The organism is Celeribacter litoreus (assembly GCF_020165855.1).
Taxonomy (GTDB): Bacteria; Pseudomonadota; Alphaproteobacteria; order Rhodobacterales; family Rhodobacteraceae; genus Celeribacter; species Celeribacter litoreus.
Map to the genome: position 1 here is coordinate 146679 of NZ_JAIUFY010000011.1, position 14676 is coordinate 161354.

Sequence of the window (14676 nt, forward strand, 5' to 3'; positions counted from 1 at the left end):
TTCTACGAGTCTTTAGAAAACAACTACGGCGACAATATGAATTCGTTTCATCATGGCGCGTTTCACAGGAGCCGGAAACAACAATGCGGCCCTGTGACAGAGCCGCATTGTGTGACGATTATTCGTGTCGAAATCAACCGATGATTGTCGCCTCGGTTGCGGCCTTGATGTCGTCTTCGGTGATACCGTCGGCGCACTCGAGAATCTTGAGACCGCCTTCGACCACATCAAGCACACCGAGGTTAGTGATCACGCGGTCTACGACTCCTTGACCCGTGAGGGGCAGGGTGCACTCTTTTAGGAGCTTGGATTCACCATGTTTATTGGTGTGATCCATCACCACGACCACGCGGCCAACGCCCGCGACGAGATCCATCGCGCCGCCCATGCCCTTGACGAGTTTGCCGGGGATCATCCAGTTCGCCAGATCGCCTTTCTCATCGACTTCCATTGCGCCGAGGATCGCCATGGCGATCTTGCCGCCACGGATCATGCCGAAGGACGTTGCGCTGTCGAAATAGGCGGTGTTCGGGACCTCGGTGATCGTCTGTTTGCCTGCGTTGATTAGATCCGGATCTTCGTCGCCTTCATACGGAAACGGCCCCATGCCGAGCATGCCGTTTTCCGATTGCAGCGTGACGGTCACGCCCTCGGGGATGAAGTTCGGAACGAGCGTCGGAATGCCGATCCCGAGATTCACATAGGTGCCGTCTTCAAGCTCTTGCGCGGCGCGCGCCGCCATTTGGTTGCGATCCCAGCCTTTTTTCACGTCGGCCATGTCTTTCTCCTCCTATCAGGATAATCCTGTCTCATGTTCTTCCGCCTCTGCGATTGGCAGAGGTCGAATCTCCAATTTCGTTTCGGCATAGGCGCAGAAGACCTGCCAGCCATAGTCCGCATTCATGTGTCGGTTGTCGACCTCGTCGTCCGGCACTCCGGCCGACGAAGGTTGCCGCGAAAAATGATCTTGTGTCGTCAGGAAGGTCTCGCGCGTTTCGAGCGGCTGCGGGACCAAGTCGAGGCGCGCTGCTGCCATTTCTGCCGCGATAATCTCTTCGTACTTAAGCCCCCACGTGACACCCGTCTCTTTGCGCAGGACGGCTTTCAAGGCCTTCTCCTGAGCGGGCCCCTTCAGGGTGCTGCGATCGAGCGGGTAGGGGGCAGCCAGAAAGCTAAATCTCGGATCGCGTCCGAATTTGGTGATCAGCCCCTCAACCTGCTGGGCGATAAGCGCCTCTAGCAAACCTGACATGGCGGCTTCTGACATGAGAGGACGTTTGCTGCGCGTCACCTCTTCCAGAATGTCGTAGCTCATGATCAGGCGCATCGCAGAGCCAAAGGCGAAGCGTTGGCCAACGAACAGGGCGCGGTCAAACTGTCTTACATCAATCTCACGGCTGTCCATCCAGTCGAACTGTCGCTGGCGCTTTTCCGGGGCGCGGAAAATGCCATTCTCAAAGGTCGCATGAAAGTAGGCCGATCCTGGTAGGCCGAAATAGTGGACATCCAGAGATGGAAAGGCCTGTGCGATCCGGTGACGTGCGGCTTGGAATGCGCCTGTGTGTGAGCTTCCGAGGATCAGAATACGCTGTTTCTTCATCATGCGCGCCCCGCCTCGATAAGGGCCTCTTCGCAGACCAGTTCGCGCGCATCCTCGTCGTCGCCTCCTGAGCGGAGTGATGTGCCGCGTAGATCGCTTGCCTCATGCGCGGAGAGGAACATGTCCATGACGGCCGCGACGCCCGACATTGAAACCGTTCTGAGATTCGCATCGTAGAACGTGCCCTTCGCAGAGGGGGCGGTGATCAGCTCGTAGGACGGAAAATAGTCGACGTCCTTATACATGTCCGCGACCTCGGCAGCGGCGGCGCGGAGGACAGACTTAGAGTAGGTGGTCGCCGAGAGGACATGTGTGCCAGATCCCGTTGCCGTGAGGGGGACGGGCGAGACGGTCAGCAGAATTTTCATGCCGGGTTTGATCTCGTGGAGCGTCGTCCGCAAATCGTCGAGATCTTGCTGAACCTCGGCCATCGTGAAGTTGTAGAACACGTACTTCTCAGGATCGTGCTCACCCGCGAGAATGCCCGGAGCACTCGGGTAGACAGTGCCGTCGTCGCGATGGACCCATGCTTCGGTCAATCCCAAGGTGAAGACAAAAACATCTGTGCTACGCACCGCGCGCAACACGTGCTTCAAATGATCTGCGCGTGCCTCGCGCACGAGACGCGGTCTGCCGAGACCTTCCGGTTCGACATTCGGGCGCAGAGCGTCGAAGAAGCGTCCGTCTCGCTGCCAAATGGGCTCGCTGGGTGTGCGTCTGCCAAGGGCCTCTTCGAGAAGCTGCACCATCTGGCGCGCTGTGTAGATGTTGCCATAGCGGGCCGAGAAGAGGCCGTAGCCGTATCGATTGAGCGCCGCCCGTGGCAGAGCGATGCTCGGTGTTTCTGTGTCGATCACATTCCATGCGCGATCCTGGAGATGACGGTGGACATGTTGCGCAAAGCAACTGCCCGCCGTCATAATCGCGGTGTCAGGTGTTATCGGAAATTTGCGCACATACAAACCCTCAAGCGCAGTTGGCACCAATTCGGCGACCGCGCTTTGCCACTCGTGCGTGGCAGGAGAGAAGGGTGTGCCCAAGTGCGTCGTCCTTACGCTGCAGGGCGCGGGCGTGTGGTGCGCTGTTCGATGCGTTTCTCGTGCTCGCCCTGAATGAGGCGGTGCACGTAAATGCCCGGCAGGTGAATGCAGTCCGGATCGAGCGAGCCAGTCGGCACGATTTCCTCGACTTCCATCACGCAGATCTTGCCGCACATGGCCGCCGGCGGGTTGAAGTTGCGAGCGGTCTTGCGGAAGATCGCATTGCCGCTTTCGTCGGCTTTCCACGCCTTCACGATGGAGAGGTCAGCAAAGATGCCCTCTTCCATGATGTAGGTCTCGCCGTTGAACTCTTTGTGCTCTTTGCCCTCAGCGATCACGGTGCCCACGCCGGTTTTGGTGTAGAACCCCGGAATGCCGTGACCCGCCGCGCGCATACGCTCGGCCAGAGTGCCCTGCGGGTTGAATTCGAGCTCCAGTTCGCCAGAGAGATACTGACGCATGAACTCCGCGTTCTCGCCGACATAAGACGACATCATCTTTTTGATCTGGCGCGTCTCCAGCAGTTTGCCGAGGCCGAACGCATCCACGCCCGCGTTGTTGGACGCTACAGTGAGGTCCTTCACACCGCTCTCGACGATCGCGTCGATCAGCAATTCGGGAATCCCGCACAGGCCAAAACCGCCCGCTGCGATCAGCATCCCGTCCGTCAAAAGACCATCGAGGGCCTCGCTCGCCGAACCGTAAATTTTCTTCATATCTCTCCTCCGCGAAATGCTTTGTTCACTACTAATCGAAAACCCGCCACGCCTGTCAACGACTTGCTGCACTGCAGTGACGAGTGGCCGCTATATGGACAATAAGTTCGCATTCCGAAGTTTATTGCCCTTCTTGACGACAAGAATGTTCTCGGATGCCTCTATAACTTTGGATGTATCGGCGAGAATTGATCCAAAATCGAATAGCGGGTGCGGCCATCTCAGGCTTAGCGTTGAAACAGTTCCCTTTTCGACTGCAACTGGAGATGACCGATGAAGTTCACTAGCCTGAAAGCCGCCGCTGTTTTCGCCCTCCTGGCGTTGCCGGCAACCGCACAAGTCACAGAAGAAGCGATCATCGAAATGCTCGCAAAAGACGGATATACCGAGATTTACCTGTCCCGATCGCTCTTCGGAAACCGGATCATCCGTGCCGAAGGTCCCTCAGGTGAGCGGAATATCGTGATCGGGAAAAACGGCACCATCTTGCGCGATTACACGGAAACGCACTCTGATGATGACTACGACGACGATAAATACGATGATCTTTATGATGATCATGATGACGACGATGATCATGATGACGACGATGATCATGATGACGACGATGATCATGATGACGATTATGACGACGACAGCGACGATGATCACGACGACGATAGCGATGATGATCACGACGATGACAGTGATGATGATCGTGATGACGACCGGCGTGACCGTTTCGACCGCTAAGCGAGTCTGAATCTGAGCCAAAGGGGGGAAGGGCGACATGAACACTGATACTTTGACCCGGATCGGGATCGTATCATACGCCGTGTCGGCCCTCGCCTTTTGTCATGAACTCATGCGGGAAATTCTCGGTGTCGGCCTTTATCGCTCAAGCTGGGTCGTTCATGAGTTTACCGAGCTTGCGACGCTCTTCGGCTTCGTCATTGGCGGGGTGTTGATTTGGGCAAGCCACCGGAAAATGCGCTCACGAAATGCCGAGGTCGAAAACCTCCTGCGCGCGGCGCAGGGGGAATTTTCTGCGATGGTTCAGGCGCAGTTTGAACGCTGGGGGCTCAGTCAGGCCGAACAAGACATCGCGCTGCTCACGGCCAAGGGGCTCACGGTTGCAGAGATTGCCGAGGTTCGCGCGACGAGCCTCGGGACCGTCAAATCCCAGAACAACGCGATTTACAAAAAGGCGGGGGTGAGCAACCGAACACAGCTCGTCGTCGCCCTGATCGACGAGTTGCTCGTAAACCCAGACACGTCAGAGCCAGAGTTAAAAGCATCCTGAGCGTGTATCCTCAAAGCAAAAAGGCGCCCGTGGGCGCCTTTTCTTATTCTTCAGACTTCTTTTTTGCCGCTGGCTTCTTGGCAGGGGCTTTCTTTTTAGGAGCCGCCTTCTTCTTGGCCGGCGCTTTTTTCTTGCCGCTCTTGGCTGCCTTTTCCGCGATCAATTCGACAGCCTGCTCCATCGTCAGGTCCTCGGGTTTGATGTCCTTGGGCAGCGTTGCGTTGACCTTTTCCCATTTCACGTAGGGGCCGTAGCGACCCTCCATCACGTTGACCGCGCCGCCGCTGTCCGGATGCTCGCCGAGCTCTTTGAGCGGTTTGGCGGCAGCAGATCGACCACGACCCGGGTTGTTGCGCTTTTCCGTGATCAGTTCGACGGCGCGGTTCATGCCGCATTCGAACACATCGTTCGGGTCTTTCAGGTTCGCATAGACCGGTTTGGCCTCATCCGGCAGCTGGTGCATAAGATAGGGACCAAAGCGACCGAAGTTTGCGGCGATCATACCTCCCTCCGGATGCTCCCCGATTTGGCGCGGGAGGCTCAGGAGCGTGAGCGCCTTCTCAAGATCCATGTCGTCTTTCGACCAGCCCTTCGGCAGAGAAGCGCGAGGCGGCTTTTTGTTCTCCGGTGTCGGTTCGCCGCGTTGGACATAGGGGCCAAATCGACCGGCCTTGAGCCAGATTTCGTCGCCGCTATCTTCGCCGAGCAAACGCTCGTCACCATCAGCACCTTCGCCGGCAATCGGGCGTGTGTAGGTGCATTCGGGATAATTGCCACAGCCGACAAAGCCGCCGGTGCGCGAAGTTTTGAGATGGAGTTGACCAACGCCGCATTTCGGACAAATACGCGGATCGGAGCCATCTTCGCGCGGCGGATACAGCGTCGGGGCGAGGGCTTCGTCGAGTTTGTCGAGCACCTCGGAAATACGAAGCTCGGAGGTCTCTGCGATGGCAGCGTGGAAATCACGCCAGAACTTCGCGAGCACCTCTTTGTAGTTCAGATCGCCTGCGGAAATCTCGTCAAGTTCCTCTTCGAGGTTCGCGGTGAACTCGTAGCCGACATATTTGCGGAAGAAGTTCATCAGGAAGATCGTCACGATCCGTCCTTTGTCCTCAGGGATTAGGCGGTTCTGTTCCTTGCGCACGTACTCACGGTCCACAATCGTGGTGAGCACAGAGGCATAGGTGGACGGACGGCCAATGCCGAGTTCTTCCATGCGCTTCACGAGCGTTGCTTCGGTGTAGCGCGGCGGCGGGTTGGTGTGGTGTTGAAGACCGAGCACAGCCCCGTCGCCACCCAGCGCGGCCTCTTTCTCAGCGGCCTGAGCGGTCAGTCCGCCGGCGACCTTCTTGAGCGCTTCGCCTTCGCTGATTTGCGGCAGACGGCCTTCGTCGTCCTCTTCCACATCGTCGCGGCCCTCGGTGTAGACGGCCATGAAACCATCGAACACGACGACCTGACCAGTCGCACGCAAAACGACCTCGCCATCGTCCGACGTGATATCGACCGTCGTGCGCTCCATCTTTGCGCCTTCCATTTGGGAGGCAATGGTCCGCTTCCAGATCAGGTCATAAAGCTTGCGCTGATCCGCGTCGGTGAGGTTGAGCTTGTCCGGGGCGTTGAACATATCCGTCGGACGGATACATTCGTGGGCCTCTTGGGCGTTCTTTGCTTTGTTCTTGTAGATGCGCGGGCTGGCCGGAACGTATTTGTCGCCATAGCGATCCTTGATCGCATCGCGAGCCTGCGCCACGGCTTCGGGCGCCATATCGATACCGTCGGTACGCATGTAGGTGATCAGACCTGCCTCATAGAGACGCTGCGCGGCATTCATCGCCTGACGGGCGCCCATGCCGAATTTGCGGCTCGCTTCCTGTTGGAGGGTCGACGTCATGAATGGCGCGGACGGATTGCGGGAACCGGGCTTCGCCTCGACCGTTGCAACTTTGAGCGCGCGGGAACTGACGGCTTGTACGGCCATCTCAGCCGACATCCGGTCTTTGAGATCGAATTTGTCGAGCTTCTTGCCAGAGAGCTGCGTTAGGCGGGCTTCGAAATTCTGGCCCCGCGGTGTTTCAAGCAGGGCTTTGACCGACCAGTATTCTTGCGGATTGAAGGCCTCGATCTCTTGCTCACGTTCGACGATCAGACGGAGACACACGGACTGCACGCGACCGGCAGAACGGGCGCCGGGCAGCTTGCGCCAGAGAACCGGCGAGAGGTTGAAGCCCACGAGATAGTCGAGCGCGCGGCGTGCGAGGTAGGCATCCACGAGCGGCACATCCACCTGACGCGGATGCTGCATCGCCTCAAGGATGGCCGGTTTCGTAATTGCGTTGAATGTCACGCGGGACACGGCCGTCGACTTCTTGATGGCGCGACGTTTCGTCAGAGCCTCTTGGAGGTGCCAAGAAATCGCTTCACCTTCGCGATCAGGGTCGGTTGCGAGAATCAGTTCGTCATCGTCTTTGAGCGCATCGGCGATGGCTTTGACGTGTTTACGCGAGTCTGCCCCGACTTCCCATGTCATCTCGAAGTCGTGTTCCGTATCCACAGAGCCGTCTTTGGGCGGCAAATCACGGACGTGACCATAAGACGCGAGAACTGTGTAATCCTTCCCGAGATACTTGTTGATCGTTTTGGCCTTGGCAGGAGATTCGACAACGACAACGGGCATGGACAGTCCTTGGGATTAATTTTGGGGCCTATGGCGGCGGAAAATGGTCCGAGGAGTGGCAGAATGTCAATGCATACTCGGGAATATTGTCTTTTGGACGCAGCCCGAGCGCGGACGAACACCGTCACTTTTGCGGGAGGCCCGCCCCGCGCGGTTCGGATACAGCCGGCATGTAGGACTTAGCAGAGCGCGATCAAGCCGCCCGGTTTGCGGCTGATCTTTCCCTCGAGTTCGAGCGTCAGGATTTCTGACCCGATGCGATCCGACGGCAGACCGATGTCGCGAATGAGCTCGTCCTCGGCAACGGGGGCACCGGAAAGGCGGGCAAGAATTTCCGAATGAAGCGCGGAGTGGTCTTTCAAGCCGAGAGATTCTGCTTTGGGTTCGGGGACGATGATTGCCTCGTCCGGTGTCTCGATGGCTGTCCGTGCAATCGGTGAGGCAGCGGCCAAAGTGTCGATCACGTCCCGTGCGCTGCGCACGAGTGTCGCCCCGTCACGAAGCAGGAGATTGCATCCGGCCGTGCGCCCGTCGAATGGATGGCCTGGAACGGCCATGACCTCACGCCCCTGATCGAGCGCATTTCCTGCCGTCAGAAGCGACCCTGATCGTGCCGCCGCCTCGACAACGATGGTGGCGCGGGACAGGCCCGAGACGATTCTATTTCGCATCGGGAAGTGACGCGCGATTGGTTTCATGCCAAAGGGCTGTTCAGATAGGAGAAGGCCTTTCTCCGCGATCTCATGATAGAGCGCCTTATTTTCCGCAGGATAAATCTGATCCAAGCCGCCAGCGACGACCGCGAGTGTTCCGGTTTCAAGCGACGCCTGATGCGCTGCCGTATCGATGCCGCGTGCCAGCCCGGAGGTGATCACGAACCCTTCCGTTCCCAAGTCACGCGCGAGTGTTCGTGTAAATCGTGTCCCTATGGAAGATACGTTGCGGGCGCCCACGATCGCGAGCATCGGATGCTCCAGAAGAGAGGCGTCTCCCTTGATCCAGATTGCGGGCGGGGCGTCATCCAGAAGAGACAGGAGCGCGGGGTAATCCGGATCACCGTTTAGCAGGAGGCGCGCACCCATCTTGCGACCTGCACGCAACTCGGCATCGATCACACCTTTCGGACAGATTTGGTAATCTTTGACTCCAGCGTTCTGAGCGACTTCGGGAAGCGCGCGAAGTGCATCTGCGGCGCTGCCGTGCTCCCGCATCAACCTATAGAATGTGGCGACCCCAACGCGACGGGAGCGCAAGAGCCGGAGCCAATTGGCCCGATCTTCCTCCGTGTGGGGTGGGGTGAGGGGGTGGTGGGGAGGGATGAACTCCAAAGGCCAACTCTCTCCGTCTCTTGCCCCTTCACTTTCCCCCAAAATGGTTAACTAGGCGTTACCGGAATACGGATTCTTTTCGGTATCTTCATTATGTGCCGAAATGACCAAAATTCCGTTCACAGCGGTTAGGCCGCAGAGCCACCCACCGTCAGCCCGCCGATGAGCAAGGTCGGTTGACCGACGCCCACAGGCACCCATTGCCCCCCCTTGCCGCAGTTGCCGACACCAGTATCGAGCGCCATGTCGTTCCCGACGGCGCGCACGTGCTGCATTGCGGTCGCGCCGTCGCCGATCAGGGTCGCGCCTTTGACAGGCTCTTTGATTTGCCCTTTTTCGACGCGATAGGCCTCAGTGCAGTTAAAGACGAATTTGCCGTTTGTGATATCGACCTGACCGCCGGAGAAGCCGACCGCATAAATGCCATCGTCCATTCCAGACAGGATTTCGTCGGGCGCGAGGTCTCCGCCGAGCATATAGGTGTTCGTCATGCGCGGCATCGGCGGGTGGGCATAGCTTTCGCGGCGACCGTTTCCGGTCGGCGTTACTCCCATCAGGCGCGCGTTTTGTCGGTCCTGCATGTACCCGACCAGAATGCCGTCTTCGATGAGCACCGTTTTCTCTGACGGGGTGCCTTCGTCATCCACAGAGATTGAGCCGCGGCGATCGGGAATGGTGCCGTCATCAAGAATCGTCACGCCTTTTGCTGCGACGCGCTCCCCCATGAGGCCGGCGAATGCGGAGGTTTTCTTGCGGTTGAAGTCTCCTTCTAGACCGTGCCCGACCGCTTCGTGCAGCAGCACGCCGGGCCACCCCGGCCCGAGCGCCACATCCATCACGCCTGCCGGCGCGGGCACGGCCTCGAGGTTCACAGTCGCGATACGGAGCGCTTCGCGGGCGACGGGTTTCCAATGCGTGGGATCAATCAATCCGGTCAAGCCATAGCGACCGCCACCGCCGGAGGTGCCACCTTCGCGACGGCCGTTCTGATCGACGATGACAGAGATGTTCAGCCGCGCCATCGGGCGGATGTCTGAGACGAGATCTCCCTCTGGTCGAAGAATGTAGACTTCCTGATGTGACGCGGCGAGGGACGCAGACACCTGAACGACACGTGGGTCGAGGTCGCGCACATAGGCGTCGATCTCGTTCAGAGTTTCGAGTTTGACGTCGAACGCGGCGCTTTCGAGCGGATTTTTGTCTGTGTAGAGACGGGAATTCGTCGGGCGTGGGGCAGGGGCAAGAGTGCCGCCTCCGTCACCTACCGCGAGACGTGCCGTCTCGGCCGCACGACGAATCGCGCTCTCGGAAATTTCGGTGGAATGCGCATATCCCGCCGTCTCTCCTTTCACAGCCCGCAGGCCGAATCCCTCGGAGGCATCGTAGGAGGCGTTCCGGATACGACCATCGTCGAGGACCAGGCCCTCGGAAACGCGGCGTTCGAGGAAAAGTTCGCCATCTTCTGCGCCTGCAACCGTTTCTCGCAAAATCGAGAGCGCTGTTTCGAGCTCGATTTCAGAAGTAAATGGGTCAAAACGTCCCGAAGCCATAGATTTTCTCCTTCTGGACTTGATCTAAATCAAAAAATCCGGTCAAACCGGCGCGGAATTCTTGTCCCGTCACGCCTAATATGGTTTTTGATAGGGAAGACTCAAACGAAAATGCACCCGGTCTAACTGGGGCTGCAGCTGGGCTACCGGCCCGATTGCATAAGGGAAGAGACAATGCGCACAAAACCCCTCGGGTCCGCTCTCGCGACCATTCTCACCGCAACATCGATGGCCGTTCTCGGCGCTGGCCAGGCTGTGGCGCAACAAGCGGGCGAGTTGCTCGGTGCGCCCGAGCCGGGCAAAATGGGTTTCCAAGCTCCGGCAACCGAACTGGCACGCGACCTTCAAGGCCTCGACCACATGCTGCTCGTGATCATCACCGTGATCGTTGCTTTCGTGAGCGCGCTGATCCTCTGGGTCATCGTCCGCTACAACGCGAAAGCGAACAAAACGCCGGCGACCTTCACGCACAACACCCCAATTGAGGTCGCTTGGACCCTCGTTCCGATCCTGATCCTCGTGGTCATCGGCGCCTTCTCCCTTCCGGTGCTCTTCAAACAGCAAGAGATCCCTGAAGGTGACATCTACATCAAAGTGACCGGCTACCAGTGGTTCTGGGGCTACGAGTATGTTGACGAAGGCATCGCATTCGACAGCTACATGATCGGTCAGCCGGCAACCGGCGGCGAATACATGCGCTCTGCAGAAGTTGACCAGATGCTGATCGACGCAGGTTACACTCCGGATCAGTTCTTGCTCGCAACCGACACCAAAGTTGTCGTACCTGTTGGTAAAACCATCGTGATGGGCGTGACCGGCGCAGACGTGATCCACAGCTGGACCATCCCGGCCTTTGGCGTGAAACAGGATGCTGTTCCGGGCCGTGTCGCTGAACTGTGGTTCAAAGCTGAGAAAACCGGCACCTTCTTCGGTCAGTGTTCCGAGCTTTGCGGTAAAGACCACGCCTACATGCCGATCACCGTTCAGGTCGTGACCCAAGAGGAATACGACGCATGGCTGGTCGAGGCGAAAGAACTCTACGCCGCAAACGACATGGCAACGCCGTACGTCAAACTCGCATCTGCTGAGTAACGACTTTGTGGTGAGGGCGGGTTGATCTGCCCCACCCCATTAACGACCCACGCACGAAAGGCCCCTGACCAAATGGCGAAAACGCCAAGACGGGGCAAAAGCTCAGGTGAATGACGCGATGACAGACGCGACCATTATACTCGATGACAGCCGTGAAGCCGGCTTTGGTGACTATTTCGCGCTGCTCAAGCCGCGCGTGATGTCCCTTGTGGTCTTCACCGCTTTCGCCGGTTTGATCGTTGCTCCGATCGGCATTCACCCGTTCCTCGGGTTCTTCGCGATCCTCTGCATTGCCATCGGTGGCGGCGCATCCGGCGCGCTGAACATGTGGTATGACAGCGACATTGACGTCGTGATGAAGCGCACCAAGTCGCGCCCGATCCCCGCCGGGAAAGTGACCCGCGAGGAAGCGCTCGGCATTGGCCTGACGCTTTCCGTGTTCGCGGTCATCATGCTCTATCTCGCGACCAACTGGGTTGCGGCGGCCCTGTTGGCGTTCACGATCTTCTTCTACGCGGTCGTCTACACCATGTGGCTCAAGCGCGCGACGCCGCAAAACATCGTGATCGGCGGCGCATCCGGTGCCTTCCCTCCGATGATCGGCTGGGCGGCTGTGACCGGTGACATCACGCTGTCGTCCGTGCTGATGTTCATGCTCATCTTCATGTGGACCCCGCCGCACTTCTGGTCGCTGGCGCTCTTCATGAACGCTGACTACGACAAAGCGAAAGTGCCGATGCTTACGGTCACGCATGGCAAGCGATCCACGCGCAACCACATCCTCGCCTACACCATCCTTCTGGCTGGGTTCGCGGCCGCAATGTTCGCAACGCCGCTGGCAGGTTGGACCTACCTCGTCGTAGCTGTCGTCATGAACCTGCTCTTCGTGAAGGGCGCGATCGTTCTGTGGCGCCGTGATGAGGAACAGGCTGAGGCCGATGGCTACAAGGCCGAGCGCGCATTCTTCAAACTGTCGCTTGCCTACACCTTCCTGCACTTCCTCGCGCTGATGGCTGACAAAGCCCTCTTCGCAGCTGGCTTCGGAGGCCCGTTCTAAGATGGCGATTACGAAACTTCACGAAGTGCACGAACGCCGCCGTTCCCGCAATGTCGGCCTTGGTGTTGTGCTCGGCATCTTCGTTGTGCTGATGATCGGCCTGACGGTTGTGAAAGTGACCGTGCTTGATCCGTCCCGCATGACGCAGGAGGTGTCTCAGTAATGGCGATCACCGGCCCCAAGAAAACAGTGCTTCAGCTTGTCGGTGTTGTCACCGTCATGGGCGCATTGGCGTGGGCGTCGGTGCCGTTCTATAGCTGGTTCTGCCGTGTGACCGGATTCGGTGGAACGACGAGCGTCGCCGTTGCTGCGTCTGACACCATTCTCGACGAGACGATCAAAATCCGTTTCGACGCGAACACGGACCCGAACATGCCTTGGGTCTTCAAAGCTGTCGAAAACACGATGGAGATCCGTATTGGTGAAACGGGCCTTGCTTTCTACGAGGCCTACAACCCGACCGACCGCACCATCGCAGGGACTGCGTCTTATAACGTGGCCCCGTTCGAGGCGGGCGGCTTCTTTACCAAGATCGACTGTTTCTGTTTCACCGAGCAGGTTCTCGAACCTGGAGAGCGCGTGCTCATGCCGGTGACGTTCTATGTCGACCCCGAAATCACCACGGACCGGGATTCCAAATACGTACATCGTATTACCCTGTCCTACACATTCCATGAAACCGAATTGCCCGAAGATTATGCCGCGCTTGACGATGGCACCTCGGAGCAGACAAGTCTGAACTAAGCCCGAACGGGTTCTCTTAAAGGGAGAGGGACGCATAATGGCGCACGAAAAGAACCACGACTATCACATCCTGCCGCCGTCGCCGTGGCCGCCGCTGGCTGCGCTTGGTGCCTTCATCATGCTGTTTGGCGCTGTGCTCTGGATGGCAAACGGCAACCCGTTCATCTTCCTGATCGGTCTCGTCGGTGTGCTCTATGTGATGTGGAGCTGGTGGTCCGACACCATCAAAGAAAACAAAGCGGGCGATCACACGCCGGTTGTGCGCATCGGCCTGCGCTACGGCTTCATCATGTTCATCATGTCCGAAGTCATGTTCTTTGCCGCATGGTTCTGGGCGTTCTTCAAGAACACGCTCTACCCGATGTACGAATATGCCGGCACCGAATACGTTCAGCCGAACATTCACGCGATTGACGCCTTCCACCTGCCGCTGATCAACACCCTGATCCTGCTGTGTTCCGGTGCTGCTGTGACTTGGGCGCACCACGCACTCGTCCATGGCAACATCCGCAAAGACCTCGTGGCAGGTCTCGCTATCGGTATTGGACTCGGCGCTCTGTTCACCGTGTTCCAGGCCTACGAATACTTCGAACTCGTTGTGCATGAGGGCTACACCTTCGGTGGCGACTTCTTCTACGGCTCCTTCTTCATGGCGACCGGTTTCCACGGCATGCACGTGATCATCGGGACGATCTTCCTGACCGTCTGTCTCGTGCGCGCGATGAAAGGTGACTTCACGCCGGAAGATCACATCGGTTTCGAAGCCGCTGCGTGGTACTGGCACTTCGTGGACGTTGTCTGGCTCTTCCTTTTCATGGCCGTGTACATCTGGGGCATGTAAGCCTTTAGAGTATTTAGATCACGAAAAAGACCTGATAGAAGGGCGCGGTTTTCGCGCCCTTTTGCATTGGAGTGGCTATGTTGAAACGGATGATCTTTCCCATTGTGATCGGCTTGGTCGGTTGCGCGATCCTGATCATACTCGGAACGTGGCAGTTGCAGCGTCTCTCTTGGAAAGAGGGTGTGCTCGCGGAGATCGAAGCCGAGATCGGCGCCGATCCTGTTGCGCTTCCTGCCGTGATCGACGAGTCGATGAAGTACATGCCTGTGAGGGCGGAAGGTGTCATCGCACCGGAAGAGTTGCATGTCCTTGTGTCCCGCAAACAGGTCGGGGCAGGGTATCGGATCATTGCGCCGCTTGAGACGAGTGACGGGCGTCGTATCCTTCTTGATCGTGGGTTTGTGCCGGATGAGGCAAAGGATGAGGCGCGCCCGACCGGTCAGGTCGCAGTCGTTGGCAACCTGCACTGGCCCGACGATATGAACAGCTCGACGCCAGCGCCAGATTTGGGGCGGAACATTTGGTTCGGTCGGGATTTGCCTGCGATGGCGGAGGCGCTCGAGGCCGAGCCAGTCCTGATCGTCGCCCGCGAAAGCACGGGGGAGGGGATTGACCCAATGCCTGTCGGCGTCGAGGGTATTCCGAACGATCACCTTGAATACGCAATCACATGGTTTTCACTCTGTATCGTCTGGTTTGGGATGACTCTTTTCCTTCTCTGGCGTATCAGAACCCGAACAGTCTAAAGA

At 58.1% G+C, this 14676-nt stretch carries 15 protein-coding genes; 8 read left to right on the plus strand and 7 right to left on the minus strand.

Annotated features, from left to right (window positions below):
• Positions 1–133: 133 nt before the first annotated feature.
• The 4 genes from LA304_RS11190 to LA304_RS11205 are packed head-to-tail and all read right to left on the minus strand — an operon-like array spanning position 134 to position 3356.
• Positions 134–778 (minus strand): 3-oxoacid CoA-transferase subunit B, encoded by a 645-nt coding sequence (locus LA304_RS11190; RefSeq protein ID WP_224503244.1) that lies wholly within the window; start codon positions 776–778, stop codon positions 134–136.
• 15 nt (positions 779–793) lie between these two features.
• Positions 794–1603, minus strand: a complete 810-nt coding sequence (locus LA304_RS11195; protein ID WP_224503245.1) for a hypothetical protein — start codon at positions 1601–1603, stop codon at positions 794–796.
• Positions 1600–2640, minus strand: a complete 1041-nt coding sequence (locus LA304_RS11200) for a GSCFA domain-containing protein (protein WP_224503246.1) — start codon at positions 2638–2640, stop codon at positions 1600–1602. The genes LA304_RS11195 and LA304_RS11200 overlap by 4 nt, the downstream gene beginning before the upstream one ends.
• Positions 2641–2651: 11 nt before the next feature.
• Positions 2652–3356, minus strand: a complete 705-nt coding sequence (locus LA304_RS11205) for a CoA transferase subunit A (protein WP_224503247.1) — start codon at positions 3354–3356, stop codon at positions 2652–2654.
• Between the two features lie 273 nt (positions 3357–3629).
• On the opposite strand from LA304_RS11205, the gene LA304_RS11210 reads away from it, so the two are divergent.
• Both LA304_RS11210 and LA304_RS11215 read left to right on the plus strand, forming a co-directional pair.
• Positions 3630–4088, plus strand: a complete 459-nt coding sequence (locus LA304_RS11210; RefSeq protein ID WP_224503248.1) for a hypothetical protein — start codon at positions 3630–3632, stop codon at positions 4086–4088.
• A gap of 37 nt (positions 4089–4125) precedes the next feature.
• Positions 4126–4638: a helix-turn-helix transcriptional regulator gene (locus LA304_RS11215; protein ID WP_224503249.1), complete on the plus strand. Its 513-nt coding sequence runs from the start codon at positions 4126–4128 to the stop codon at positions 4636–4638.
• Positions 4639–4681: 43 nt separating this feature from the next.
• On the opposite strand, the gene topA is transcribed toward LA304_RS11215, so the two are convergent.
• The 3 genes from topA to tldD form a co-directional block, all read right to left on the minus strand.
• On the minus strand, positions 4682–7315 hold the full coding sequence (topA, locus tag LA304_RS11220; protein ID WP_224503250.1) for a type I DNA topoisomerase: 2634 nt from the start codon (positions 7313–7315) through the stop codon (positions 4682–4684).
• A 179-nt stretch (positions 7316–7494) separates the two neighbouring features.
• Positions 7495–8643 carry a DNA-processing protein DprA gene (dprA, locus tag LA304_RS11225; protein ID WP_396022186.1) on the minus strand — a complete coding sequence of 383 codons (1149 nt, stop codon included), beginning with the start codon at positions 8641–8643 and terminating at the stop codon, positions 7495–7497.
• Between the two features lie 128 nt (positions 8644–8771).
• The gene (gene tldD, locus LA304_RS11230; RefSeq protein WP_224503252.1) at positions 8772–10193 is read right to left on the minus strand and encodes a metalloprotease TldD; all 1422 of its coding nucleotides are present in this window, start codon (positions 10191–10193) and stop codon (positions 8772–8774) included.
• A 174-nt stretch (positions 10194–10367) separates the two neighbouring features.
• On the opposite strand from tldD, the gene coxB reads away from it, so the two are divergent.
• The 6 genes from coxB (at position 10368) to LA304_RS11260 (ending at position 14673) form a co-directional block, all read left to right on the plus strand.
• Positions 10368–11285: a cytochrome c oxidase subunit II gene (coxB, locus tag LA304_RS11235; RefSeq protein ID WP_224503253.1), complete on the plus strand. Its 918-nt coding sequence runs from the start codon at positions 10368–10370 to the stop codon at positions 11283–11285.
• A gap of 118 nt (positions 11286–11403) precedes the next feature.
• Complete coding sequence (gene cyoE, locus LA304_RS11240; protein ID WP_224503254.1) at positions 11404–12342, plus strand: heme o synthase; 939 nt, start codon at positions 11404–11406, stop codon at positions 12340–12342.
• A gap of 1 nt (position 12343) precedes the next feature.
• Positions 12344–12505, plus strand: coding sequence for a hypothetical protein (locus tag LA304_RS11245; RefSeq protein WP_224503255.1), 162 nt, complete (start codon positions 12344–12346; stop codon positions 12503–12505).
• Positions 12505–13086, plus strand: a complete 582-nt coding sequence (locus tag LA304_RS11250; protein WP_224503256.1) for a cytochrome c oxidase assembly protein — start codon at positions 12505–12507, stop codon at positions 13084–13086. The genes LA304_RS11245 and LA304_RS11250 overlap by 1 nt, the downstream gene beginning before the upstream one ends.
• 37 nt (positions 13087–13123) lie before the next feature.
• Entirely contained in the window at positions 13124–13927 is an 804-nt protein-coding gene (locus tag LA304_RS11255) for a cytochrome c oxidase subunit 3 (RefSeq protein ID WP_224503257.1), read from the plus strand.
• Between the two features lie 77 nt (positions 13928–14004).
• On the plus strand, positions 14005–14673 hold the full coding sequence (locus LA304_RS11260; protein ID WP_224503258.1) for an SURF1 family protein: 669 nt from the start codon (positions 14005–14007) through the stop codon (positions 14671–14673).
• The last annotated feature ends 3 nt before the right edge of the window (positions 14674–14676 follow it).

Bases quoted from the DNA above. Each gene is read 5' to 3' on its own strand.
- LA304_RS11260 (WP_224503258.1), top strand. From the start codon at position 14,005: ATGTTGAAACGGATGATCTTTCCCATTGTGATCGGCTTGGTCGGTTGC.
- LA304_RS11210 (WP_224503248.1), top strand. From the start codon at position 3,630: ATGAAGTTCACTAGCCTGAAAGCCGCCGCTGTTTTCGCCCTCCTGGCG.
- LA304_RS11250 (WP_224503256.1), top strand. From the start codon at position 12,505: ATGGCGATCACCGGCCCCAAGAAAACAGTGCTTCAGCTTGTCGGTGTT.
- coxB (WP_224503253.1), top strand. From the start codon at position 10,368: ATGCGCACAAAACCCCTCGGGTCCGCTCTCGCGACCATTCTCACCGCA.
- LA304_RS11215 (WP_224503249.1), top strand. From the start codon at position 4,126: ATGAACACTGATACTTTGACCCGGATCGGGATCGTATCATACGCCGTG.
- LA304_RS11255 (WP_224503257.1), top strand. From the start codon at position 13,124: ATGGCGCACGAAAAGAACCACGACTATCACATCCTGCCGCCGTCGCCG.
- topA (WP_224503250.1), bottom strand. From the start codon at position 7,315: ATGCCCGTTGTCGTTGTCGAATCTCCTGCCAAGGCCAAAACGATCAAC.
- cyoE (WP_224503254.1), top strand. From the start codon at position 11,404: ATGACAGACGCGACCATTATACTCGATGACAGCCGTGAAGCCGGCTTT.
- LA304_RS11190 (WP_224503244.1), bottom strand. From the start codon at position 778: ATGGCCGACGTGAAAAAAGGCTGGGATCGCAACCAAATGGCGGCGCGC.
- LA304_RS11195 (WP_224503245.1), bottom strand. From the start codon at position 1,603: ATGATGAAGAAACAGCGTATTCTGATCCTCGGAAGCTCACACACAGGC.
- LA304_RS11205 (WP_224503247.1), bottom strand. From the start codon at position 3,356: ATGAAGAAAATTTACGGTTCGGCGAGCGAGGCCCTCGATGGTCTTTTG.
- tldD (WP_224503252.1), bottom strand. From the start codon at position 10,193: ATGGCTTCGGGACGTTTTGACCCATTTACTTCTGAAATCGAGCTCGAA.
- LA304_RS11245 (WP_224503255.1), top strand. From the start codon at position 12,344: ATGGCGATTACGAAACTTCACGAAGTGCACGAACGCCGCCGTTCCCGC.